This is a genomic window from Streptomyces sp. NPDC024555, assembly GCF_055559335.1.
Genome location: NZ_JBVHKV010000006.1, coordinates 392,010 through 415,584 on the forward strand (window position 1 = coordinate 392,010; position 23,575 = coordinate 415,584).

21 protein-coding genes are annotated in these 23,575 nt (G+C 72.8%); 13 read left to right on the plus strand and 8 right to left on the minus strand.

Features of this window, described 5'->3' with window-relative positions; all coding sequences use genetic code 11:
* Nucleotides 1-52 precede the first annotated feature (52 nt).
* Nucleotides 53-1,414, minus strand: a complete 1,362-nt coding sequence (glnA, locus tag ACZ4FH_RS13235) for a type I glutamate--ammonia ligase (protein WP_467304401.1) — start codon at nt 1,412-1,414, stop codon at nt 53-55.
* Between the two features lie 242 nt (nt 1,415-1,656).
* Here glnA and ACZ4FH_RS13240 point away from each other — a divergent pair, with 242 nt between their 5' ends.
* The 6 genes from ACZ4FH_RS13240 (at nt 1,657) to ACZ4FH_RS13265 (ending at nt 7,913) form a co-directional block, all read left to right on the plus strand.
* On the plus strand, nt 1,657-2,334 hold the full coding sequence (locus tag ACZ4FH_RS13240; protein ID WP_467304403.1) for a DUF3105 domain-containing protein: 678 nt from the start codon (nt 1,657-1,659) through the stop codon (nt 2,332-2,334).
* 2 nt (nt 2,335-2,336) lie between these two features.
* A complete protein-coding gene (locus ACZ4FH_RS13245) occupies nt 2,337-3,086 on the plus strand; it encodes a DUF305 domain-containing protein (protein ID WP_467304460.1) in 750 nt (249 codons plus the stop codon).
* A gap of 164 nt (nt 3,087-3,250) precedes the next feature.
* Nucleotides 3,251-3,676 (plus strand): CBS domain-containing protein, encoded by a 426-nt coding sequence (locus ACZ4FH_RS13250; protein ID WP_467304404.1) that lies wholly within the window; start codon nt 3,251-3,253, stop codon nt 3,674-3,676.
* Nucleotides 3,677-3,897: 221 nt separating this feature from the next.
* Nucleotides 3,898-4,353, plus strand: coding sequence for a hypothetical protein (locus ACZ4FH_RS13255; protein ID WP_467304405.1), 456 nt, complete (start codon nt 3,898-3,900; stop codon nt 4,351-4,353).
* 71 nt (nt 4,354-4,424) lie between these two features.
* Entirely contained in the window at nt 4,425-6,065 is a 1,641-nt protein-coding gene (locus ACZ4FH_RS13260) for a multicopper oxidase family protein (RefSeq protein ID WP_467304406.1), read from the plus strand.
* A gap of 93 nt (nt 6,066-6,158) precedes the next feature.
* Nucleotides 6,159-7,913 carry an NAD+ synthase gene (locus ACZ4FH_RS13265; protein ID WP_467304407.1) on the plus strand — a complete coding sequence of 585 codons (1,755 nt, stop codon included), beginning with the start codon at nt 6,159-6,161 and terminating at the stop codon, nt 7,911-7,913.
* 39 nt (nt 7,914-7,952) lie between these two features.
* Here ACZ4FH_RS13265 and ACZ4FH_RS13270 read toward each other — a convergent pair whose 3' ends face one another.
* The 3 genes from ACZ4FH_RS13270 to ACZ4FH_RS13280 all read right to left on the minus strand — a co-directional run bounded on the left by ACZ4FH_RS13270 (nt 7,953) and on the right by ACZ4FH_RS13280 (nt 11,608).
* Nucleotides 7,953-8,975 carry an endonuclease/exonuclease/phosphatase family protein gene (locus ACZ4FH_RS13270; RefSeq protein ID WP_467304409.1) on the minus strand — a complete coding sequence of 341 codons (1,023 nt, stop codon included), beginning with the start codon at nt 8,973-8,975 and terminating at the stop codon, nt 7,953-7,955.
* A 221-nt stretch (nt 8,976-9,196) separates the two neighbouring features.
* Nucleotides 9,197-9,874, minus strand: a complete 678-nt coding sequence (locus tag ACZ4FH_RS13275; RefSeq protein WP_467304461.1) for a TetR/AcrR family transcriptional regulator — start codon at nt 9,872-9,874, stop codon at nt 9,197-9,199.
* 129 nt (nt 9,875-10,003) lie between these two features.
* Nucleotides 10,004-11,608 carry an MFS transporter gene (locus tag ACZ4FH_RS13280; RefSeq protein WP_467304411.1) on the minus strand — a complete coding sequence of 535 codons (1,605 nt, stop codon included), beginning with the start codon at nt 11,606-11,608 and terminating at the stop codon, nt 10,004-10,006.
* 185 nt (nt 11,609-11,793) lie between these two features.
* On the opposite strand from ACZ4FH_RS13280, the gene panB reads away from it, so the two are divergent.
* The 3 genes from panB to ACZ4FH_RS13295 all read left to right on the plus strand — a co-directional run bounded on the left by panB (nt 11,794) and on the right by ACZ4FH_RS13295 (nt 14,688).
* Entirely contained in the window at nt 11,794-12,681 is an 888-nt protein-coding gene (gene panB, locus ACZ4FH_RS13285) for a 3-methyl-2-oxobutanoate hydroxymethyltransferase (protein ID WP_467304413.1), read from the plus strand.
* A gap of 124 nt (nt 12,682-12,805) precedes the next feature.
* Nucleotides 12,806-13,834 (plus strand): ATP-binding cassette domain-containing protein, encoded by a 1,029-nt coding sequence (locus ACZ4FH_RS13290; protein WP_383632405.1) that lies wholly within the window; start codon nt 12,806-12,808, stop codon nt 13,832-13,834.
* Nucleotides 13,831-14,688: an ABC transporter permease gene (locus tag ACZ4FH_RS13295; RefSeq protein ID WP_467304415.1), complete on the plus strand. Its 858-nt coding sequence runs from the start codon at nt 13,831-13,833 to the stop codon at nt 14,686-14,688. The genes ACZ4FH_RS13290 and ACZ4FH_RS13295 overlap by 4 nt, the downstream gene beginning before the upstream one ends.
* 14 nt (nt 14,689-14,702) lie before the next feature.
* On the opposite strand, the gene ACZ4FH_RS13300 is transcribed toward ACZ4FH_RS13295, so the two are convergent.
* Nucleotides 14,703-18,050 carry an AfsR/SARP family transcriptional regulator gene (locus ACZ4FH_RS13300; protein ID WP_467304416.1) on the minus strand — a complete coding sequence of 1,116 codons (3,348 nt, stop codon included), beginning with the start codon at nt 18,048-18,050 and terminating at the stop codon, nt 14,703-14,705.
* Between the two features lie 201 nt (nt 18,051-18,251).
* Between ACZ4FH_RS13300 and ACZ4FH_RS13305 the strand changes: the two genes are divergently transcribed.
* The gene (locus ACZ4FH_RS13305) at nt 18,252-19,049 is read left to right on the plus strand and encodes a site-2 protease family protein (protein ID WP_467304417.1); all 798 of its coding nucleotides are present in this window, start codon (nt 18,252-18,254) and stop codon (nt 19,047-19,049) included.
* 19 nt (nt 19,050-19,068) lie between these two features.
* On the opposite strand, the gene ACZ4FH_RS13310 is transcribed toward ACZ4FH_RS13305, so the two are convergent.
* Entirely contained in the window at nt 19,069-19,245 is a 177-nt protein-coding gene (locus tag ACZ4FH_RS13310; protein ID WP_383632417.1) for a hypothetical protein, read from the minus strand.
* An 85-nt stretch (nt 19,246-19,330) separates the two neighbouring features.
* On the minus strand, nt 19,331-20,041 hold the full coding sequence (gene npdG, locus ACZ4FH_RS13315; RefSeq protein WP_383632420.1) for an NADPH-dependent F420 reductase: 711 nt from the start codon (nt 20,039-20,041) through the stop codon (nt 19,331-19,333).
* A gap of 139 nt (nt 20,042-20,180) precedes the next feature.
* Here npdG and ACZ4FH_RS13320 point away from each other — a divergent pair, with 139 nt between their 5' ends.
* Together ACZ4FH_RS13320 and ACZ4FH_RS13325 are read left to right on the plus strand one after the other, a co-directional pair.
* Entirely contained in the window at nt 20,181-20,783 is a 603-nt protein-coding gene (locus tag ACZ4FH_RS13320; RefSeq protein ID WP_467304420.1) for a hypothetical protein, read from the plus strand.
* Nucleotides 20,784-20,929: 146 nt separating this feature from the next.
* The gene (locus ACZ4FH_RS13325) at nt 20,930-22,273 is read left to right on the plus strand and encodes an MFS transporter (protein ID WP_467304421.1); all 1,344 of its coding nucleotides are present in this window, start codon (nt 20,930-20,932) and stop codon (nt 22,271-22,273) included.
* A 151-nt stretch (nt 22,274-22,424) separates the two neighbouring features.
* Here the strand turns inward: ACZ4FH_RS13325 and ACZ4FH_RS13330 are convergent, their stop codons facing one another.
* Nucleotides 22,425-22,658 (minus strand): hypothetical protein, encoded by a 234-nt coding sequence (locus tag ACZ4FH_RS13330; protein ID WP_383632426.1) that lies wholly within the window; start codon nt 22,656-22,658, stop codon nt 22,425-22,427.
* Nucleotides 22,659-22,716: 58 nt separating this feature from the next.
* Here ACZ4FH_RS13330 and map point away from each other — a divergent pair, with 58 nt between their 5' ends.
* Nucleotides 22,717-23,574, plus strand: a complete 858-nt coding sequence (gene map, locus ACZ4FH_RS13335) for a type I methionyl aminopeptidase (RefSeq protein WP_467304423.1) — start codon at nt 22,717-22,719, stop codon at nt 23,572-23,574.
* Nucleotide 23,575: the final 1 nt, after the last annotated feature.

The window sequence follows — 23,575 nt, forward strand, 5'->3', positions numbered from 1 at the left end:
CCGGGGCCGACGGGCTGCGTCGTCGGCCCCGGGTCTCGCGTGCGCGACGCGCCTACAGCACCGGCAGCAGCGCCTTCAGCTCGAAGGCCGTGACCTCGCTGCGGTACTCCTCCCACTCCTGCTTCTTGTTGCGGAGGAAGAAGTCGAAGACGTGCTCGCCGAGGGTTTCGGCGACGAGTTCGCTCTTCTCCATGAGGGAGATGGCCTCGCCGAGGTTCTGCGGGAGGGGCTCGATGCCCATCGCGCGGCGTTCCGAGTCGGAGAGGGCCCAGACGTCGTCGTCGGCGCCGGCGGGGAGTTCGTAGCCCTCCTCGATGCCCTTGAGGCCGGCGGCGAGGAGGACGGCGTAGGTGAGGTAGGGGTTGGCGCCGGAGTCGATGGAGCGGACCTCGACGCGGGCGGAGCCGGTCTTGCCGGGCTTGTACATGGGGACGCGGATGAGGGCGGAGCGGTTGTTGTGGCCCCAGCAGATGTACGAGGGGGCCTCGCCGCCGGCGCCCGCGGCGCGGGTGGAGCCGCCCCAGATGCGCTTGTAGGAGTTGACCCACTGGTTGGTGACGGCGGAGATCTCCGCGGCGTGGCGGAGGAGGCCGGCGATGAAGGAGCGGCCGACCTTGGACAGCTGGTACTCGGCGCCGGACTCGTAGAACGCGTTGCGGTCGCCCTCGAAGAGGGAGAGGTGGGTGTGCATGCCCGAGCCGGGGTACTCGGAGAACGGCTTGGGCATGAACGTGGCCTGGACGCCCTGCTCCAGCGCGACCTGCTTCATGACGAGGCGGAAGGTCATGATGTTGTCGGCGGTGGAGAGCGCGTCCGCGTACCGCAGGTCGATCTCCTGCTGGCCGGGGGCGCCCTCGTGGTGGCTGAACTCGACCGAGATGCCCATGGATTCGAGCATGGTGATGGCCTGGCGGCGGAAGTCCATGCCGACGTTCTGCGGGGTGTGGTCGAAGTAGCCGGAGCTGTCGGCGGGGGTCGGGCGGCTGCCGTCGACCGGCTTGTCCTTCAGCAGGAAGAACTCGATCTCGGGGTGCGTGTAGAACGTGAAGCCCAGATCGGACGTCTTGGCCAGGATCCGCTTGAGGACGTAGCGCGGATCGGCGAAGGACGGCGAGCCGTCCGGCATCAGGATGTCGCAGAACATGCGCGCGGTGCCGGGCGCCTCCGCCCGCCAGGGCAGGATCTGGAAGGTGCCGGGGTCCGGCTTGGCGATCATGTCCGATTCGTATACACGGGCGAAGCCCTCGATGGCCGAGCCGTCGAAGCCGATGCCCTCGTCAAACGCCTGTTCCAGCTCGGCAGGGGCCACGGCCACGGACTTGAGGTAACCGAGCACGTCGGTGAACCACAGCCGTACGAACCGGATGTCGCGCTCCTCAAGTGTCCTGAGGACGAATTCCTGCTGCTTGTCCATGAGCCACATCCTTGCAGTTCAGACGGTCTGTGCACCACCGCCCGGGGAAGGGGTGAGGCACCAGTATCACGACCCCGGATTTCCCCCAGATTACGCACCCGGCGTGAGATGGAGCACGTGGCCACCCACTACGATCGTCCGCCGTGGTGTACGAGGGCCGCGACGGCCTCGCAGCGGCCCCGCGCACACCGCTCGCGCGACCGTTCAGCCCCCTCATCGACCCTTCGCCGAAGGACCATGACATGAGCTTCGACCGCAGGACCCGCATAGAGCAGATGCGCAACGCCGACCGGGCGCGCGACCGCCGCAACCGCGTGCTGGTCATCGGCGTGAGCGCCGTCGTCGTCGCGGGGCTCGTCACCTTCGGCGCGTACACCCTGATCGACCGGTCGGAGGCGAACGCCGACCAGAAGGCCGCCGACGTGAAGGAGTCGAAGCAGGCCGAGGCGGAGAAGAAGGAGCTGGCCAAGGGCGACGTCGAGGGCGAACAGTCCTGGGACCCGAAGAAGCTGACCCGCAACCACGTCACCAAGACCGTCAGCTACCCGATGAAGCCCCCGGTCGGCGGCGACCACAGTCCGGTCTGGATGAACTGCGACGGCGAGGTGTACAAGAAGGCCATCCCCGACATGAACGCCGTGCACGCCCTGGAGCACGGTTCGGTCTGGGTGACGTACACCGACAAGGCCCCGGCCGCCGATGTGGACAAGCTCGCGGAGCGGGTCGGGAAGACCCCGTACTCCCTGATGAGCCCCTATCCGGACCAGGAGGGCGCGCTCATGCTCAGCGCCTGGGGCAAGCAGGTCACCGTGGACAGTGCCGACGACCCCCGGGTGGCGACGTTCTTCGCCAAGTACGTGCAGGGCCCGCAGACGCCCGAGCCGGGTGCGGCGTGCACCGGCGGGCTGGGGGCTCCGTGACCGTGAGCGAGGGCACCCGGCGCGTGCGCTGGGTCGCCGGTTCCGCCGTCGCGCTGGCGGTGCTGTTCGCGGGGGCGGCGACGGTCGCCTCCGCGGGCGGGGACGACGGGGACCACCCGGCGGCCACCGCCCCGGCGGTCCCGGACGCCGGTTCCGCGGACGCCGGGTTCGCCCAGGACATGGCCGTCCACCACCAGCAGGCCGTGGAGATGTCCTTCATCGTCCGCGACCGCACCCAGGACGAGGACGTGCGCCGGTTCGCCTACGACATCGCCAACACCCAGGCCAACCAGCGCGGCATGCTCCTGGGCTGGCTCGACCTGTGGGAGCTGCCGAAGATCTCCGCGGGGCAGGAGCCGATGGCCTGGATGCGGGAGCCCTCCGCCGACGGCCACGACGGCCACGACGGTCACGACATGGCGTCGATGCCCGGCATGGACATGGGCGACGGAAGCGGGGACGCCCCGGACGGCGGGTACGAGCCCCACGACGGCTCGCTCATGCCCGGCATGGCCACCCGCACCGAACTCGACGCCCTGCGACGGGCGGGCGGCAAGCGGGCCGAGGTGCTGTACCTCCAGCTCATGACCGACCACCACAAGGGCGGCATCGCCATGGCCCGGGGCTGCGTCCGGCTCTGCGCCGTGAAGGCGGAGAAGCGGCTCGCCCAGGGCATGGTCGACGCCCAGCAGTCCGAACTGGACGCGATGGCCGCCATGCTCAAGGAGCGCGGGGCCGCTCCGCGCGGCTGAGGAACGGGGCGGCGCGCCCGCACATCCGCACGCCGCCCCGGTTCCCGTTCCACGCCGGATGCACCCGAATGGGTGATAGCGGTCGCGTACTCCGAACGGGTCACCCGACGATGGAAGGGCTCGGGGTGTGACGGCTGTGCCTCACGGCACCAGGAGGAATCCCCATGACCACCGCCAAGGACATCATGCACAACGGCGCCACCTGGATCCCGGCGCACGAGACCCTCGACCGCGCCGCCCAGCTCATGCGCGACCACCACGTGGGTGCGCTGCCCATCTCGGAGAACGGCCACCAGGACCGGATGGTCGGCATCCTCACGGACCGCGACATCGTGGTCGGGTGCATCGCCGCCGGCCACGACCCGTCGAAGATGACCGCCGGCGACCTCGCCCAGGGCACCCCGCGCTGGATCGACGCGGAGGCCGGGGTCGAGGCCGTGCTGGAGGAGATGCAGACCCACCGGATCCGCCGGCTTCCCGTCGTCGAGAACAAGATGCTGATCGGCATGATCAGCGAGGCGGACCTCGCCCAGCACCTTGAGGACGAGCAGATCGCCGCCTGGGCGGAACAGGTCTACGCCCGGGGCTGACCGGGGCCGCCCGCCGCTCACGTACGCACACCTCCGCCGCGGCCCGTCGGCCCGCACCGCCCGGGTGGCGGGTCGTCGCCGAGCCCCACGGCGGCCCCCGACGGCCCGGATACCCGACCCGTCGGCCCGCACCGCCCGGGTGGAGGGTCGTCGCCGTGCCCCTCACCGCCCCTCGACCGCCCCACGGCGGCCCGGATACCCGGGAGGGGTAGGGTGACGCCATGTCGGTGACGAGGCGTGCGACGTACGGACGGCTGCTGCTGTTCGCCGCGCTGCTCCTCGGCATCGTCACGATGCACACCGTCGGGCACCCGGCCGAGCACACCGGCGCGGCGTCCATGGCGCCGGCCGCCCACGCGACGGCCCCGGCCGCCGCCCTCGCCGCCGCGCCGGAAGCCCTTCCGGCCGCCCCCGCTCCGTATACGGTCCACGGCCCCGGGGCCCACCGTCCGGCCCCCGACCCCGCGCCTGCACACGGTATGGACCCGATGTCCGTCTGTCTCGCGGTGCTCGGGGTCTGGGGGCTGGCCCTGCTCGTCACCCTGCTGGTGACCCGCCGCGCCGCCGGGCGGATGCCCCGGGCCGCCGGGGCCGGTTCCTCCCGGCTGCCCCGGCCCCCTCCCCCGCGCCGGCCCGGCACGGCACTCCTCACCGATCTGTCGGTCCTGCGGATATAGGCGGACCCGGCGCCCCGCGCCCGTCCGCCCCTTCCGCATGCCCCGACACCATCCTTGAGGTGCACTCCGTCATGTCCGCACAGCCCACCCGCCGCACCCTGCTCGGCGCGGCGATCGCCGTCGCCGGTACCGGCGTCCTCACCGCCTGCTCCGGCTCCGACGCCGGCCCCGACCACTCCTCCATGAACCACGGCGCCCCCTCGGGGAGCGCCGCCCCGGACGGCTATGTCGCCCCCGACGGCCCCGAGGCCGCCGCCGCCGAGAAGCGCCGGGGCGCCGGCCCCGAGCGCGCCGTCTCGCTGACCGCCACCCCCGCCCGGCTCGACCTGGGCAGCGGACGCACCGTCCGCTCCTGGGCGTACGGGGACCGGCTCCCGGGCAAGGAGGTCCGGGTCACCGCGGGCGACACCCTCGCGCTGACCCTCGCCAACCATCTGCCGCAGCCCACCTCCCTGCACTGGCACGGCCTCGCCCTGCGCAACGACATGGACGGGGTGCCGGGGCTGACCCAGCGGGCCGTCGCGCCGGGCGCGCGGTTCACGTACCGGTTCGCGGTGCCGCACCCCGGGACGTACTGGTTCCATCCGCACTCCGGTGTCCAGCAGGACCGGGGGCTGTACGCGCCGCTGATCGTCGAGGACCCGAAGGAGCCCCTGGCGTACGACAAGGAGTGGGTCCTCGTGCTCGACGACTGGGTCGACGGGGTGGACGGGTCCACGCCGGACGCGGTGCTCCGCGAGCTGACCGGCGGCGGGCACGGCGGGCACGGCGGGCACTCCATGGACGACATGGAGGGAATGGACGGGATGGAGGGGATGTCCGGGGGCGGAACGGCCGCCTCTCCGGGCGCCGGGAAGGGCGGCGGACAGGGCAGCGGCCCCTCCCGCATGCTCATGGGGGCCACCAGCGAGCTGCTGGGCGGCGACGCCGGGGACGTCGGCTATCCGGCCTATCTGGTCAACGGGCGCACCGCCGGGGACCCGGCCGCCTTCACCGCGCGGCCGGGCGACCGGATCCGGCTGCGGATCATCAACGCGGGCGGCGACACCGCCTTCCGGGTCGCGCTCGGCGGCCACCGGATGACGGTGACGCACACCGACGGCTTCCCGGTCCGGCACACGGCGGCGGACGCGCTGCTGCTCGGGATGGGCGAGCGGTACGACGTGCTGGTCACCGCCGAGGACGGGGTGTTCCCGCTGACCGCGCTGGCCGAGGGCAAGAACGCCGTGGCGCGGGCGCTGCTGCGGACCGGGGGCGGCGCCGCGCCCGGCGCGTCCGTACGGCCGAAGGAGCTGGACGGGGAGCTGGTGACGGCGGAGCGGCTGGTGCCGGACGCGTCGGCGGTGCTCGCGCCCCGGCGGCCGGACCGGACGGTGCGGCTGCGGCTGACCGGTTCGATGGCGGCGTACGACTGGGCCTTCGACGGGAAGCCGTACCGGGCGGACCAGCGGCATCCGGTGCGGGCCGGGGAGCGGGTGCGGCTGGTGGTGCGCAACGACACGGAGATGTGGCACCCGGTGCATCTGCACGGGCACACCTTCGCGCTGGCCGGAGGCGCGAAGGGGGCGCGCAAGGACACCGCGGTCGTGCTCCCCCGGCGCTCGCTGACCGTCGACTTCGACGCGGACAATCCGGGGCTGTGGATGCTCCACTGCCACAACGTGTACCACGCGGAGGCGGGCATGATGACGGTCCTCGGCTACCGCCGCTGACGGCCGGTCCGCCCCCGGGGTCCCGGCGGGCCGCGGCGTCTTTCGCACGGCCCGCCGGGACATCGCGTCAGTCAGACGATTACACTGGGCGGCGTGCCTCAACTACGCCTCGCACTGAATCAGATCGACTCGACCGTCGGTGACCTCGCCGGCAACAGCGAGTCGATCGTCCACTGGACCCGGCACGCCGCCGAGCAGGGCGCCCACCTCGTGGCGTTCCCCGAGATGGCGCTGACCGGCTACCCCGTCGAGGACCTGGCCCTGCGGTCGTCCTTCGTCGAGGCGTCGCGGAGCGCGCTGCGCGCGCTGGCCGCGCGGCTGGACGCGGAGGGCTTCGGGGAGCTGCCGGTCGTCGTCGGCTATCTCGACCGCTCGGAGTCGGCGGCGCCCCGCTACGGGCAGCCCGCGGGCTCCCCGCGCAACGCCGCCGCGGTGCTGCACCGCGGCCGGGTCGCGCTGAACTTCGCCAAGCACCATCTGCCCAACTACGGCGTCTTCGACGAGTTCCGGTACTTCGTGCCGGGCGACTCGATGCCGGTGGTGCGGGTGCACGGCATCGATGTGGCGCTCGCGATCTGCGAGGACCTCTGGCAGGACGGCGGCCGGGTGCCGGCCGCGCGGGCCGCCGGGGCCGGGCTGCTGCTGTCGGTCAACGCCTCGCCGTACGAGCGGGACAAGGACGACACCCGGCTGGAACTGGTCCGCAAGCGGGCCCAGGAGGCCGGCTGCACCACCGCCTACCTCGCGATGATCGGCGGCCAGGACGAGCTGGTCTTCGACGGCGACTCGATCGTCGTCGACCGGAACGGCGAGGTGATCGCCCGTGCCCCGCAGTTCGCCGAGGGCAGCGTGATCCTGGACCTGGAGCTGCCGGCCGCCGCGGCCGAGGCGCCGTCGGGGGTGGTGAACGACGGGCTGCGGATCGACCACGTGGTCCTCTCCGAGGAGCCGCTGCCGGCCTACGAGCCCGAGCTGACCGGCGGGTACGCCGAGCGGCTCGACGACGACGAGGAGCTGTACTCGGCGCTGGTCGTGGGCCTGCGGGCGTACGCCGCGAAGAACGGCTTCGGCAGTGTGCTGATCGGGCTGTCCGGCGGGATCGACTCGGCGCTGGTCGCCGCGATCGCGTGCGACGCGCTGGGCGCGGCGAACGTGTACGGCATCTCGATGCCGTCGAAGTACTCCTCGGACCACTCCAAGGGCGACGCGGCCGAGCTGGCGCGCCGGACCGGGCTGAACTTCCGGACCGTGCCGATCGAGCCGATGTTCGACGCCTATATGGGGGCGCTGGGCCTGACCGGTCTCGCGGAGGAGAACCTCCAGTCCCGGCTGCGCGGCACGATGCTGATGGCCGTCTCCAACCAGGAGGGGCAGATCGTCCTGGCGCCGGGCAACAAGTCGGAGCTGGCGGTCGGCTACTCGACGCTGTACGGCGACTCGGTCGGCGCGTACGGGCCGATCAAGGACGTCTACAAGACGTCGGTCTTCCGGCTGGCGAAGTGGCGCAACCGGGCCGCCGAGGAGCGCGGGCAGACCCCGCCGATCCCGGAGGCCTCGATCACCAAGCCGCCGAGCGCGGAGCTGCGTCCGGGCCAGGTCGACACGGACTCGCTGCCCGACTACGACGTCCTCGACCGGATCCTGGAGCTGTACGTCGACCGGGACCAGGGGCTGGACGCGATCGTGGCGGCCGGCTTCGATCCGGAGCTGGTGGCGAGGACGCTGCGGATGGTGGACACCGCCGAGTACAAGCGGCGGCAGTACCCGCCGGGGACGAAGATCTCGCCCAAGGGCTTCGGCAAGGACCGCCGGCTGCCGATCACCAACCGGTGGCGCGAGTCCGGCTGAGAGCGGGCGTTCCGTCTCCTCCGCCGGTCGCCGTCCGTGTCAGAAGCTGACGCGGGCGGCGATCGGCAGATGGTCGCTGTCGGTGGCCGGGAGGGTCCAGGAGGAGACCGGCTCGATGCCCTTGACCATGATCTGGTCGATGCGCGCCATCGGGAACGAGGCGGGCCAGCTGAAGCCGAAGCCGCTGCCGGCGGCGCCCTGGGTGGAGCGCATCTGGGAGGTCACGGCGGTGAGCGAGCGGTCGTTCATGGTGCCGTTGAGGTCGCCGAGCAGGACGACGCGTTCCAGCGGCTCGTGGGAGATCGCCTCGCCGAGCGCGTCGGCGCTCTGGTCGCGCTGGTCGGCGGTGAATCCGGCGTGCAGCTTGACCCGGACCGAGGGCAGGTGCGCGACGTAGACGGCGACCTTGCCCTCGGGGGCGGTGACGGTGGTCCGCATGGCGCGGACCCAGCCCATCTTGATGTCCACGGGGCGGGTGTCGCCGATGGGGTACTTGCTCCACAGTCCGACGGTGCCCTGGACGGAGTGGTACGGGAAGCGGGCGCGGAGCGCGGACTCGTACGCGGCGACCTTGCCGGTGGGCAGTTCCTGGAGGGCGACGACGTCCGCGCCCGAGCCGGCGACCTGCTGGGCGGTGCCGGCCGGGTCGGGGTTGTCCGCGTTGACGTTGTGGGTGGCGACGGTGAGGTCGCCGCCGCCGCTCTGCTTGTCGGTGAGCAGCCCGCCGAAGAGGTTGAACCAGACGGCGACGGGGAGCAGCAGGGCGATCAGCGCGGTCGCGGAGCGGCGGACCAGGCCGAGGATCAGCAGCAGCGGCACGAAGACCGCGCACCAGGGCAGGAAGGTCTCGGTGAGGCTGCCCAGGTTGCCGATGGTGTTGGGGATCTGGGCGTGGAGCAGCATCACCAGGGTCAGCAGGACCGAGCAGCAGGCGAGGACGATGCCCCGGCGCCAGATGCCCGGATTCCGGGTGATTCTGTCGCGCAGGTCCCGGAGGCGGGATCCGGAGCCGTGCGGCTCCGTGCCGTCGCTCCCGGTGTCCGTCCTGTACGCCTGCACCATTGCGCCGTCCTCACTGCCTTGCCCTGAACATCGCCGCGACCACGACCCTAGTGCCTCGGCGCGCCTCGGCCGCCGAGCCCTCGGTGCTGCGCGGCGCTTTCGCCGCCGTCGACGACGGCCGTACGGAGACGAGGACGACCGGGGCCCGCCGGCGGGTTCCGGCGGGCGGCCGCCGGGGCGGGCTTGTGACAGAACGCGCATACGCGTCCGGACTCGGCGGGTCAGCCCCGGCCCGCTCCGTCCCGGTCCGCCGCTTCCGGGCCGAGGCCCTGGAGGAGCAGGCGGATGATCCGGTCGGCGAGGTCCTCGGGGAGCGGGGCCTCCAGGCGGTGGATGGTGCGGACGATCATGGGGCCGAGGAAGAGGTCGTCCATCAGCTCCACGTCCGTGTCGTCGCGCAGTTCGCCGGCCTCGACGGCCCGGCCGACGGCGGCGAGCATCGCGGCCCGGCGGGGTGCGATCACGGTGCCCTGGTACTCGGCCCAGAGCTTGGGGTGGGACTTCATCTGGGCGAAGACGTTGTGCAGGAAGACCGAGGAGCGCTGGGCGAGGCCCCGGGTGCGCATGGATTCCAGGAGGATGCGCAGATCGGCCAGGCCGCCGGTGCCGGAGACCTCCGGTTCGGGGGGTTCGATATCGCGCAGGACGTCGACGAAGAGGGCCTCCTTGTCGGCCCAGCGGCGGTAGATGGTGGCCTTGCCGACGCCGGCGGTGCGGGCGATGCGCTCGATGGAGAGTCCGGCGAGGGGTTCACCGGCTTCGAGGAGGGCGGCGACCGCGTCCAGGATGGAGCGTTCGGCGGCGGCGCTGCGGGGCCGGCCCCGGCGGGGCTCCTGGTCGTCGCCCGGTGGCTGGTCCGGGCACGGCCCGGGGGCCGGTGGGCCGTCGTCGCCGGGGATCCGCCGGTCCTGCCCGCCGGGGGCCCCGCCCGGGTCCGCTGCCTGAGCCTGCACGTGAAACCACCTTTCGCCGCCCCGATTCTCGCCGAAGCGGGCGGCACCCGTGGCCGGACGGGTGCCGCCGCTCCCTCACCGTCCGGCGCCCGCGGGCACCGCCTTCTCGTCCCGGGCGGCCGGGTCGCCGCCGGAGGGCTTGCCCGGCAGGAAGAGGGCGACCACGAGGGCGCCGAGCGCGGCGACGCCCGCCGAGCAGACGGCGGTGACGTGCATGGCGCTCATGAAGGCGTCGTTCGCGGCGGCGACCAGCGGGGTGCCCGCGGGTCCCATCTTCTCGGCGACGCCGAGGGTCGCCTCGATCGACTCGCCCGCCACGTCCCGTACGGCGGCCGGAACCGCGCCCAGGTGGTCCTCGATGTCGCCCCGGTAGACGGTGGAGAGCACCGAGCCGAGGACGGCGATGCCGAGGGCGCCGCCGACCTGGCGGAAGGTGTTGTTGACGGCCGAGCCGGAGCCGGCCTTCTCCCGGGGCAGGGCCTGCATGACGGCGACGGTGACGGGCGGCATGACGTGGGCCATGCCGGTGCCCTGGACGAAGAAGACCACGCACATCACCCAGACCGGCGTGTCGGCGTCGAACAGCGCGAAGGCCGCGAGGCCGGCGGCGACCGCCAGCATGCCGACGGTGCACACGGCGCGGGCGCCGAAGCGTGCGACGACGTGCCGGGCCCGGGGGGCGAAGACCATCTGCGCCACGGCCAGGGGCAGGATCAGCAGCCCGGACTGGAGGGCGCTCCAGCCGCGCACGCTCTGCATGTAGAAGGCGGAGAAGAAGGTCACGCCCATCAGTGCGAAGAAGACCAGCGCGATCGCGGCGACGGCCGCGGAGAAGGCGGGCTTGCGGAAGTACGTGATGTCGATGGCGGGGCTGCTGCTGCGCTTCTCGTGCAGGACGAAGACCACGAGGACGGCGAGGCCGCCGAGGACCGGCAGGAGCACGGAGACATCGGTGAAGTCGGCGAGTTCGCCGCCGCGGATGATGCCGTAGACCAGCAGCACCAGGCCGATGACGGAGAGCACCACGCCGACCGGGTCGAGCCGGCCGGGCCGGGGGTCCTTGGACTCCGGCACCAGCACCGCCATGGCGATCACCGCGATCACCACGACGGGCACGTTGACCAGGAAGATCGAGCCCCACCAGAAGTGTTCGAGGAGCAGTCCGCCGGTGATCGGGCCGATCGCGATGCCGAGGCCGACGCTGCCGGCCCAGATGCCGATGGCCTTGGGCTGCTCGTCGCGCTCGAAGACGTTCATCAGGACGGCCAGGGTGGCCGGCATCACGAAGGCGGCGCCGAAGCCCATCACCGCGCGCCAGGTGATCAGTTCGGCGGGCGAGCCGGACATGGCGGCGAGGGCCGAGCCCAGGCCGAACAGGACGATGCCGAAGAGGAGGACCTTCTTGCGGCCGATGCGGTCGCCGAGCAGTCCGGCGGTGAACAGCAGTCCGGCGAAGACGAGCGTGTAGGAGTTGATGGCCCACTCCAGCTCGCTCTGGGTGGCTCCCAGACCGGTGGGCGCGGGCGAGGCGATCGTCTTGACCGCGACGTTCAGGATCGAGTTGTCCAGCACCACGATGAGCAGGCTGAACATGAGTACGGCGAGAATCGCCCACCGGCGGCGGTGGACCGCCTCGGGGACGTGGGGCACGGCGGCGGGTGCGCCGGACGGTATGGACATGGACGAGAGCCTAACCTCATTTCGATACGAGACCGTCTCGTATTGGAAAGTCTTTACCGGTCCCGTGGCACGGAGTGCCGTTCTGTGCGCGGGCCCACTTCCCGCGAACCGCCCGGGGATGCCACCATGGAAGGGATCCGGGGACGCCGTCAGGGCGCCTCGAGATGACGAAGGAGCCGTCTCCCATGTCGCTTCAGGCTGCGCAGAACCAGCCCCCCACACCCCCCTCGGGTGCTCCCGCCGACAGCAGCAAGGCGCTGTACGGCGGCAAGAGCAACCGCCGGGTCACCGTCCACGACATCGCCGCCGCCACCGCGCGCGGTGAGAAGTGGCCCATGCTCACCGCCTACGACGCCATGACCGCGTCCGTCTTCGACGAGGCCGGCATCCCGGTCATGCTCGTCGGCGACTCCATGGGCAACTGTCACCTCGGCTACGACACCACCGTGCCCGTCACGATGGACGAGATCGCCATCCTGTCCGCCGCCGTCGTCCGGGGCACCAGGCGCGCCCTGATCGTCGCCGACCTGCCCTTCGGCTCGTACCAGGAGAGCCCGGTCCAGGCCCTGCGCAACGCCACCCGGCTGATCAAGGAGTCCGGGGTCGGCGCCGTCAAGCTGGAGGGCGGCGAGCGCAGCCACGAGCAGATCAAGCTGCTCGTGGACGCCGGCATCCCGGTCATGGCCCACATCGGCCTGACCCCGCAGTCCGTCAACGCCATGGGCTACCGGGTGCAGGGCCGCGGCGAGGAGGCCGCCCAGCAGATGCTGCGCGACGCCAAGGCCGTCCAGGACGCGGGCGCGTTCGCCGTCGTCCTGGAACTCGTACCGGCCGAGCTGGCCGCCGAGGTCACCCGCACCCTGCACATCCCGACCATCGGCATCGGCGCGGGCCCGGAGACCGACGCCCAGGTCCTCGTCTACACCGACATGGTGGGTCTGACCGGCGGCAAGGTGCCGCGCTTCACCAAGCAGTACGCCGACCTGCGGCAGATCCTCGGCGACGCCGCGAAGGCGTACGCGGACGAGGTCGTCGGCGGCACCTTCCCCGCGCCGGAGCACACCTTCCACTAGGGTCCGCAGGCAGGACCCGAACGACCACCGCCGCACCACCGACAGCCCGCCGACTTCCCCCATCGGCGGGCTGTCGCGCTGCTGTCGGCGGACTGTCGGCGCGCTGTCGGTGGCGGCTGGTCTGATGGTGGACATGACGCGAATCGACAAGAACCCCGGAAACGGCAGGAGCGGCACGAACGCCGTAGAGGTGCGGGGACTGGTCAAGCACTACGGCGAGACCAAGGCTCTGGACGGCGTGGACCTCGATGTGCGCGAGGGCACCGTCCTCGGAGTGCTCGGCCCCAACGGCGCCGGCAAGACCACGCTCGTCCGAGTCCTCTCCACCCTGATCCGGCCCGACGCCGGACACGCGGTCGTGGCGGGCTTCGACGTGGTGCGCCAGCCCCGCGCGCTGCGCCGCACCATCGGCCTGACCGGGCAGTACGCCTCGGTCGACGAGAAGCTCTCCGGCTGGGAGAACCTCTACATGATCGGGCGGCTGCTCGACCTCCCGCGCAAGAAGGCCCGCTCGCGCGCCGACGAACTGCTGGAGCGCTTCTCGCTCACCGAGGCCGCGAAGAAGGCCGCGATGGAGTACTCCGGCGGCATGCGGCGCCGGCTCGACCTGGCCGCCTCCATGATCGGCAACCCGGCCGTGCTCTATCTCGACGAGCCCACCACGGGGCTCGACCCCCGGACCCGCAACGAGGTCTGGGACGAGGTGCAGCGGATGGTCGCGGAGGGCGCGACCGTGCTGCTCACCACCCAGTACATGGAAGAGGCCGAGCAGCTGGCCAGTGAGCTGACGGTCATCGACCGCGGGAAGATCGTCGCCCGCGGCGGGATCGACGAGCTGAAGGCCAAGGTCGGCGGCCGCACCCTGCAGATCCGCCCCGCCGACCCGGCGGACCTGGCCGCGATGGCCCAGGCCGTCCGGGAGGCCGGACTCGACGGGGTGGCCGGTGCCCAGGCGGTCCCGGACGAGGGCCTGCTGTACGTACCGATCCTCAGCGACGAGCAGCTCACCGCCGTCATCGGCCTGCTCGGCACCCGGGGCTTCCCGCTGGCGCACGTCGCCACCGCGCTGCCCAGCCTGGACGAGGTCTTCCTCGCCATCACCGGCGACAAGGCCACCGTCACCGACACGACTCCCGAGGAGGTCGCGGCATGAGCACGACGACCCTGACGCCCACGCCCATCGACACCGCCTCCGCCGCCCCGGCCGGCAAGCTCCACGACGAGGGCTCGATCGGGCTGCGGAACAACCTGCGCCACATCGGCGCGCTCGTACGGCGCAACATGCTCCAGATCAAGAAGGATCCGGAGTCCATGTTCGACGCGCTGCTGATGCCCGTCATCTTCACGCTGCTGTTCGTCTACGTCTTCGGCGGATCGGTCGGCAGCAGCATGGGCGGCGGCCGGCAGGAGTATCTGAACTACCTGATCCCCGGTCTGATGGCGATGATGGGCATGAACATCGCCATGGCCGTCGGCTCCGGAGTCAACGACGACTTCCGCAAGGGCATCATGGACCGGTTCCGGACCATGCCGATCGCCCGCTCCTCCGTCCTGATCGCCAAGATCGTGGTCGAGCTCGGCCGGATGCTGGTCGCGACCGTCATCCTGCTCGCCATGGGCTTCGCCCTCGGCATGGAGCTCCAGGAGTCGGTGCTCGGTCTGATCGCGGCGGTCGGTCTGTCGGCCGCCTTCGGCGCCGCCATCATGTGGATCTTCATCCTGCTCGGTCTGTCCATGAAGACCCCTCAGGCCGTCCAGGGCATGGGGATGCTGGTGATGATGCCGCTCCAGTTCGGTTCCTCGATCTTCGCCCCGACCCAGACGATGCCCGGCTGGCTCCAGTCGTTCACCGACTACAACCCGCTGTCCAACCTGGCCGACTCCGCCCGCGGGCTGATGATGGGCGGCCCGCTCGCCCACTCGGTCTGGGTGACCCTCGGCTGGACCGTGGTCATCACCGCGGTCATGGCACCGCTCGCGGTGTCCAAGTTCCGCAAGAAGGCCTGACCCCTCCCGCGGGTTCAGTCCACGTACGCGTCGACGAGGGCGGTGGCCTCCTCCAGGGAGAGGCTGCCGCCCTCGGCGTACGCGGTCTCGAAGGCCTCGTCGCCCGCGGCGGCGCGGGCCAGCGCCTCCGCGCGGGTGAAGCTGTCGCGTTCCATCGCGGTCTTGAAATGCCCCGGGGGCAGCAGCACCTGGGCGCAGGCCAGCAGCCGCGCGGCGAGGGCGCCCCTGTCCTCCCCGCCGAGCCCGGCCAGCGCCCAGGCCACCACCACCAGATTGATGATCCTCATCTGCGGCGCCACCATCTGCGTGAGCGGATCTCCCAGCCGCGTCAGCGAGTAGCGCGCCTGCTCCAGCCCTCGTTCGTACGCCCCGTCCTGGTTGTCCAGCCAGGCCAGGCCGCCCACCACGAAGCCCTCGAATATCGCCATCGTCTGGGACTTGAACTGCTCCAGCAGCGCTTCGAACTGCTCGCGGGCCTCGTCGGTACGGCCCGAGCGGCCCAGCAGCAGGGCGAGGAAGAGCCGGGCGGCGGGTTTCGCCTCGTGGCCGGTGTGGCGCTCGTCGGCCAGCACCTCGCGGAGGATGGCCTCGCCCTCGCCGGCCCGGTCCAGCTCGGTCAGCGCGAAGGCGTACCGCGTCCGGAGCACCGAGACCTGGGCCAGCGCGCCGAGCTTCTCCGCGTACCGGACGGCCTCCAGATAGTCCTCGGCGGCCTGTGCGAAGGCGCCGGTCTTCTCGTTGGCCTCGCCGCGCGAGGACAGCGCCTCGGCCATGCCCCAGTCGTCGCCGAGCCGGCGGAAGATCTCCAGGCTCTCGTCGGCGTCCTCATGGGCGGCGCCCGACCACTCGGGCCGGTTGGCCAGGACGTTGGCCCGCATCTGGAGGGCGGCGGCCAGCTCCCACTCGAAGCCGAACTCCCGCGAGGCGCGCACCGTCTCGTCCAGCAGACGGCGCAGGTCGCCGACGCCTCCGGTGAGCATCACGGCGAAGAACCAGAGCGAGCCGGGGCTGCGGCAGGTCTGCGGCTGACCGGCCCGGTAGGTGGCGGCGATGGCCCGCAGCCGCCGCAGGCTCGACTCGTTCTTCCACTCGTCCATCGCGTGGTCCATGCTGACCAGCTGGACCAGGATCACCTCGCGGCGCGCCTCTTCGAGCAGTTCGGGCCGCATCGGCGGGGGCGCGTCCGTGCAGCGCTCGTGGATCGAGGGCGCCGGGCGCACGGGCTCGGCGAACGGATCGGGTCCGAGCGCGGCGGTCGCGTCGGCCCAGTGCAGCGCGTCCCCGCGCAGATTGCGGATCTGCCAGTACCAGGAGAGCGAGAGCACCAGGCACAGCGCCTCCTGCTCGTCGCGGGCGGCGACGGCGTGCCGCAGCGCGGTGCGCAGGTTCTCGTACTCCTGCTGGAGGACGGCGACGGCGGCGTGCTGCCCGGAGCCGCGCAGCAGCGGATCGGTGGTACGGGCCAGCTCCCGGAAGTACACGAGATGGCGGCGTTCGACGGCTTCCCGCTCACCGGATTCCGCGAGCCGCCGCGCCGCGTACTCGCCGACGGTCTCCAGGAGCCGGTAGCGCATGGCGCCGTCGGCGGCGGGCGCGGCCACGACGAGGGACTTGTCGACGAGGGAGCCGAGGATCGCGGCGATCTCGTGGGCCCGGTCGGGGTCGTGGGCGCAGACCGCCTCGGCGGCCTCCAGGGTGCAGCCCCCGGCGAAGGCCGAGAGCCGGCGCAGCACGGCCCGTTCGTCCTCGGCCAGCAGGTCCCAGGACCAGTCGACGACGGCGCGCAGGGTCTGCTGGCGCGGGAGGACGGTGCGGCTGCCGCTGGTCAGCAGGCGGAAGCGGTCGTCGAGGCGGTCGGCGATCTGGCGCGGGGTGAGCATCCGCAGCCGGGCGGCGGCCAGTTCGATGGCGAGCGGCAGTCCGTCCAGCCTGCGGCAGATCTCGGCGGTGGCCTCGGCCGTGGCGGGGTCGGCGTCGGTCCGGAAGCCGGGCCGGGCGGCGGCCCCGCGCTCGGCCAGCAGGCGCATCGCCGTCGGGTCGGGCAGGGGTTCCACGGGGCGGAGGAACTCGCCGGGGACGCCGAGGGGTTCGCGGCTGGTGGCGAGGACGGTCAGTCCGGGGCAGCGGGCCAGGAGATGGTCGGCGAGACCGGCGGCGGCCTCGACCAGATGCTCGCAGTTGTCCAGGAGCAGCAGCATGCGGCGGCTCGCGCAGTGCTCGGTGAGGCGGGCGAGCGGCTCACCGGCGCCGCGTTCGGCGGCCCGGAGCTCCTCGGCGCCCGCCCCGCGCAGCACGGTCTCCCGGGCGCCGAGCGCGCCGAGCACCGCCTCGGGGACGGCCTCGGGGTCGTCGACCGGGGCGAGTTCGGCGAGCCAGACGCCGTCGGGCCAGTGGCCGGGGTCGAAGGATTCGGCGGTCTCCTGGGAGAGCCGGGTCTTGCCGGCCCCGCCGGGGCCGAGGAGCGTGACGAGCCGGGCGCGGGAGAGGTCGCCGCGCAGCGCCTCCATGTCCTGTTCCCGGCCGACGAAACTGGTGAGCCGGGCGCGGAGGTTGCCCTGCCGGACGGCGGGCACGGCGGGCACGGCCGGTGCGGCCTCGGGGGTGGCGGGCGCGGGGGCGGCGGGCGGGGGTGCGGGCGCCGGTTCCTGGTGGAGCAGTGCGGTGTGGAGCGCGGTGAGTTCGGGTCCGGGGTCGGTGCCGAGCCGTTCGGCGAGCACGGTGCGGACCTCGTCGTAGGCGGCGAGCGCCTGGGCGGTGCGGCCGGCGTCGCGCAGGGCGCGCAGCCGCAGCGCCTGGAGCGGTTCGTCCAGGGGGTGCTCGCCGCAGAGCGCGGTCAGCTCCGGGAGCACCTCGTCGGCGCGGCCGAGTGCGAGCGCGGCGGCGATCCGGGCGCGGCGGGCGTCGAGCCGGCGCAGGGACCAGCGCGCGGCGTCGGAGGCGCGGTCGGGCAGATCGGCGAGGACCGGTCCGCGCCACAGGGCGAGTGCCTCGTCGAGGAGGCCGAGGGCCTTGGCCGGATCGCCCCCGGCGAGGGCCCGCGCCCCTTCGCCGGTCAGCCGGTCGAAGCGGTGGAGGTCGACGCGGTCGGGGTCGGCGGTGAGCCGGTAGCCGTTGGCGGCGGAGGCGACGGCGTCGTGGCCCACGGCGCGGCGGAGCCGGCCGACGAGTGCCTGGAGGGCGCCGGGCGCGTCGGCGGGCGGCTCCCCGTCCCACACCTCGTCGACGAGGACGGCCGTGGAGACGGTCCGCCCGGCGCGCAGCGCCAGCACGGCCAGCAGGGCGCGCAGCCGCGCCCCGCCGACGGCGACGGGCGTGCCGTCGTCGCGGAAGGCCTGGGTGGTGCCGAGAATGCCGTAACGCATCCGCCCATTGTCCGTGACGGGTGGTGGGTCATCCACAGCCGCCCGGCCGACCCCGCCCGCCCCGCCCCGTGTGCTGCCCGTCATGCCCCCACCCTTCATGGAACTCCCCGCCCGGCGCGAGACGTTTTCCGCGTGTCGCCTGTACGGTCGGGGCGCGCCGCCCGACCGCCGGACCGTCCCACCGCCCCCGGGAGCCTGCCGATGACCTCCACGACAGCCCGCAGCGACCGGCGCGTCAGCCCGGTCTTCCTCGGTATCGCCGCCGTGACGGCGGTCTCCGGCTGGGCGGTGTGGACGGACTTCGCCGAGCAGCCGGGCTTCGCGACCTTCCTGTTCGTCACCGGGGCATGGGTGGTCTCGCTCTGTCTGCACGAGTACGCGCACGCCAGGACGGCGCTGCACAGCGGGGACGTCTCCATCGGGGCGAAGGGCTATCTGACGCTGAACCCGCTGAAGTACACGCACGCCCTGCTGAGCATCGTCCTGCCGGTGCTCTTCGTGATCATGGGCGGGATCGGGCTGCCGGGCGGGGCGGTCTTCATCGAGCGGGGCCGGATCCGGGGCCGCTGGCGGCACAGTCTGATCTCGGCGGCGGGTCCGCTGACCAATGCGCTGTTCGCGGTGGTGTGCACGGCGCCGTTCTGGCTGGACGCGCTGGACGGGGTGCCGCGCCCGTTCCGGTACGCGCTGGGCTTCCTGGCACTGCTCCAGGTGACGGCGGCGATCCTGAACTCGGTCCCGGTGCCGGGGCTGGACGGCTACGGGGTGGTCGAGCCGTGGCTGTCGCACCGGCTGCGCCGCTCGGTGGAGCCGTTCGCCCCGTACGGGCTGATCGCGGTCTTCGGCCTGCTGTGGGTCCCCGAGGTCAACGCGGCCTTCTTCGACGCGGTCGACGCGATCCTGCGGGGGCTGGGCGTCAGCGGCACTGAGACGTACTGCGGTCTGGACGCCTACCGGTTCTGGCAGACGGGCGATCCGGGGTGCGCGGTGGGCGGCTGAGCCCCGCGCCGGACGGCGGTCAGGCGTCCTGGGCGGTGTTCCGGCGGCGCACGTAGTACCAGGCCATGTTGGACGAGAGCCCGACGAGGAGCACCCAGACGACGCCGAGGAGCCAGCTGCCCTGGACGAAGGCGATCACGGCCGCGACGACGGCGAGGACGCAGACGGCGAGTGCGTAGAGGGCGAGGCGGGGCATGGGGTGGCTCCTGTCGGGGGTGCTGCGCGGTCCCGTCCAGTGTCCCCCATGCCCCCGGACGCCGTGAGCGGGGTGCGGGGCCGGCTCAGACGTCGGTGGTGCGCAGCCCGGCGTGGGCCTTGTAGCGGCGGTTGACCGAGATCAGGTTGGCGACCAGCGATTCGACCTGGTGGGCGTTGCGCAGCCGGCCGGCGAAGATGCCGCGCATCCCGGGGATGCGGGCGGCCAGGGCCTGGACGGTGTCGGTGTCGGCGCGGACCTCGCCGAGGACCAGGACGTCGGTGTCGATCTCCTCGATCGACTCGTCCTGCAGGAGCACCGCGGACAGATGGTGGAAGGCGGCGGTGACGCGGGAGTCGGGCAGCAGGGCGGCGGCCTGCTCGGCGGCGCTGCCCTCCTCGGGCTTGAGGGCGTAGGCGCCCTTCTTGTCGAAGCCGAGCGGGTTGACGCAGTCGACGACGAGCTTGCCGGCCAGCTCCTCGCGCAGGGACTCCAGCGTCTTGGCGTGGCCGTCCCAGGGCACGGCGACGATCACGATGTCGCTCTCCCGGGCGCAGGAGGCGTTGTCGGTGCCGCGCACCCCGTGGCCCAGTTCGGCGGCGGCGGCCTCGGCCCGGTCGGCGGCGCGGGAGCCGATGATCACGCGCTGTCCGGCGCGGGCGAACCGGTAGGCGAGCCCCCGGCCCTGCGGCCCGGTGCCGCCGAGCACGCCGACCGTCAGGCCGGAGACGTCGGGGAGGTCCCAGGGGTCCTTGGCGGGGGGCTTGGGGGCGCTGCCGCTGTCATTCGTAGTCATGGCCCCGACACTACTGCCAGGTACCGGACCGGGCGGCGGCCCCGGCCGTCCAGTGGGACGGGGTGCCCCATGGACCCGTTCGGGTGATCCGGTGGCGTTCGCCGGTGCCGGGCGCGGCGGCACTGCATGATGCCGGGCCATGGATGCCGTACGAGTGGCGCTGCTGCGCGAGGTGCTGGCGGGGACCCAGTGGCCGGCGGCCACCCGGCGGTTCGGGGGGACGCTGCGGTCCTGCGTGGTGCCGCACGGCGGCGGGCTGCTGCTGGTGGGGACCGAGGAGTACGAGCCCTGGCATCTGGCCGCCCATCTGGTCGACGAGTCGACCTGGTCCGGGCTGCCGGAGCTGACGCCGACGCTGGTGCGCCACCGGGTGGAGCCCGGGGACCCGGCGCATCTGTCCGTGGGGCTCGGCCGGATCGAGGCGGCCGGGCGCGGCGAGACGCTGCTCGTGGTGGTGCCGGAGCGGCCGGGGGCGGGGCTGCTGGAGCGGGTGCACGACGCCCGCCGGGCCGGGGCGACGGTGCTCTCGCTGGACAACGGCGATCCGGAGGTGCGCGGGCTCGCCCACGAGGCGCTGTCCGTGGCGGACGGCGACGACGTGGACCTGGACACGGTGCAGCATCTGGTGAGCGCGGCGGCCGGGGAGAACGGGGTGCCGGTGCCGCGCGGCCGGCGCCGCTTCCGGGACCGGCTGTCCCGGCTGGCCGACCAGCTGACCGCACCACCGCCGGACCGGTGGTGAGCGGCGGCAGCCTTCCCCGGCCACCCCGGCCGATACATGTTCGCCCCCGGCCGTCCCGGCCGATAGATGTCTGCCCCGGCCGCTCCCACCACCCCGGCCGATATGTGTTTGCACAGGACACGCACCGGGACGGACCATGTCTCCTCGTGACCTCCCGTACCTCCCCCGCCGCCCGTCCGTCCCTGGCGGCCCGGCTCACCGCGCTGCTGCCCGATCTCTCGCCGTGGCGTTCGTCGGCGGACTTCCGCCTCCTGTGGGTACAGGGGCTCGTCACCTACTTCGGCAGCTTCATGGCGCTGATCGCACTGCCGCTCCAGATCAAGGAGCTGACCGGCTCCCCGCTGGCCGTCGGGGCGATGGGCGCGGTCGAACTGGTGCCGCTGGTCGTCTTCGGGCTGTACGGCGGGGCGCTCGCGGACGCGGTGGACCGGCGCAAGGTCATCCTGGCCACCGAGGCGGGACTGGGGCTGCTGGCGCTGATCCTGCTGGTCAACGCCTGTCTGCCGGATCCGCTGCTGTGGCCGCTCTACGTCGTGGCCGGCGGCGTCTCGGCCCTCGCCGGGCTCCAGCGGCCCGCGCTCGACTCGCTGATGGCCCGCATCGTGCCGCACGACCAGCTGGGCGCCGCCGCCGCGCTGAACTCGCTGCGCTGGCAGGCCGGCGCGATCATGGGCCCGGCGCTGGCCGGTCTGGTGGTGGCCTACGCGGGGCACGCCACGGCGTACGCGGTGACCGTGACCACCTTCGCCGTCTCCGTCCTGATGTGCCGGCGGCTCGCGCCCGCGCCGCCCGCCGAGAAGGGCACGAAGCCCTCCCTGCGCGGGATAGCCGAAGGGGCCCGCTACGCCTGGAGCAGGCCGGTGCTGCTGGGGACGTACGCGATCGACATGGCGGCGATGTTCTTCGCGTTCCCGAACACGATCTTCCCGTTCCTCGCCGACGACCTGGACGCGGACTGGTCGCTCGGACTGATGTACGCGGCGGGCTCGGTGGGCTCGCTGCTGCTGGGCCTGACCAGCGGCTGGACGGCCCGGGTGCGCAGGCACGGGCTCTTCGTGCTGTTCGGCGCGGCCGTCTGGGGGCTGGCGATCGCGGCGGCGGGCTGGTTCGGCAACGTCTGGCTGGTGCTGGTCTGCCTGGCCGTGGCCGGGGCGGGGGACATGCTCAGCGGGCTGGGCCGGTCCACGATCTGGAACCAGACGATCCCGGAGGAGCTGCGGGGGCGGCTCGCGGGCATCGAGGTGCTGTCGTACAGCGTCGGCCCGCAGCTGGGCCAGGTCCGGGCCGGGGCCATGGCGGGCTGGACGGGGACCCGGGCCGCGATCTGGAGCGGGGGCGTGGCCTGTGTCGCCTCGGTGGCCCTCCTGGCGGCCACCCTGCCGAAGCTCCTGACCTACGACGCGGAGACGGACGAGGACGCGCTCCGCCGACGGGCGCGGAGCCAGGAGGCCCTGGGTACGGCCGGAGCGGGCGCGGCCGGAGCGGCCTGAACTTGCCGGAGCAGGCACGGCAGGAGCGCCGGAGCAGGCACGGCCTGAGCGGGCGGGGCGGGCGCGAGCACGGCCTGAGCGGGCGGGGCGGGTGCGGCGGCGGGCTGAGCCCGGGGCGCCGGCCCCGGGCCCGCGGTCCCGGCGCGGGGGCTCAGCCGGCCGCGTCCTCGTCCGGGCCCTGGCGGTCGTGCCACTTGGGGTCGTTCTCCCACTCCAGGTTCCGCTCCCGGGCGATGTCCATGGCGTGCTGGGCCTCCTCGCGGGTGGCGTACGGGCCGAAGCGGTCCTTGGCGGGGCACTCCGGGCCCTCCTCGACCTTCTTGTGCTCCAGGCAGTAGAACCACTCGCCCGGCTTGCCGACCGTGCGCTTCTTGAACAGGGCCATCCCGTGCTCCTTTCCTCTGTGCCATGCTGCCCCAGGCGCGCTGGTTAGACTCGCTGGCATGTCTGGTCAGTCGCTGCTTGTGCCGGGGGAGCTCACTCCCGTCCGTTCCGTGCCCGGAAACATCCGGCGCCCCGAGTATGTGGGCAAGCCGGCCCCGACGCCGTACACCGGCCCCGAGGTCCAGGACGCCGACACCGTCGAGCGCATGCGCGTCGCCGGGCGGATCGCCGCCCAGGCCATGGCCGAGGCGGCCAAGCACATCGCCCCGGGTGTCACGACGGACGAACTCGACCGCGTCGCCCACGAGTTCATGTGCGACCACGGGGCGTACCCGTCGACCCTGGGCTACCGGGGCTTCCCCAAGTCGCTGTGCACCTCGGTCAACGAGGTGATCTGCCACGGGATCCCGGACTCCACGGTGCTGCGCGACGGGGACATCGTGAACCTCGACGTGACCGCGTACCTGAACGGGGTGCACGGCGACAACAACGCCACCTATCTCTGCGGCGACGTCGACGAGGAGTCGCGGCTGCTCGTGGAGCGCACCGAGGAGGCGCTGAACCGGGCGATCAAGGCGGTGCGTCCGGGCCGGCAGGTCAATGTGATCGGCCGTGTCATCGAGTCGTACGCGAAGCGCTTCGGCTACGGCGTGGTGCGGGACTTCACCGGGCACGGGATCAACTCCTCGTTCCACTCCGGGCTGATCATCCCGCACTACGACAGCCCGCACGCCACCACCGTGATGCGGCCCGGCATGACGTTCACCATCGAGCCGATGCTGACGCTCGGGACGCACGACTACGACATGTGGGACGACGGCTGGACCGTGGTGACGAAGGACCGCAAGCGCACCGCCCAGTTCGAGCACACCCTCGTGGTGACCGAGACGGGCGCGGACATCCTCACGCTTCCGTAGG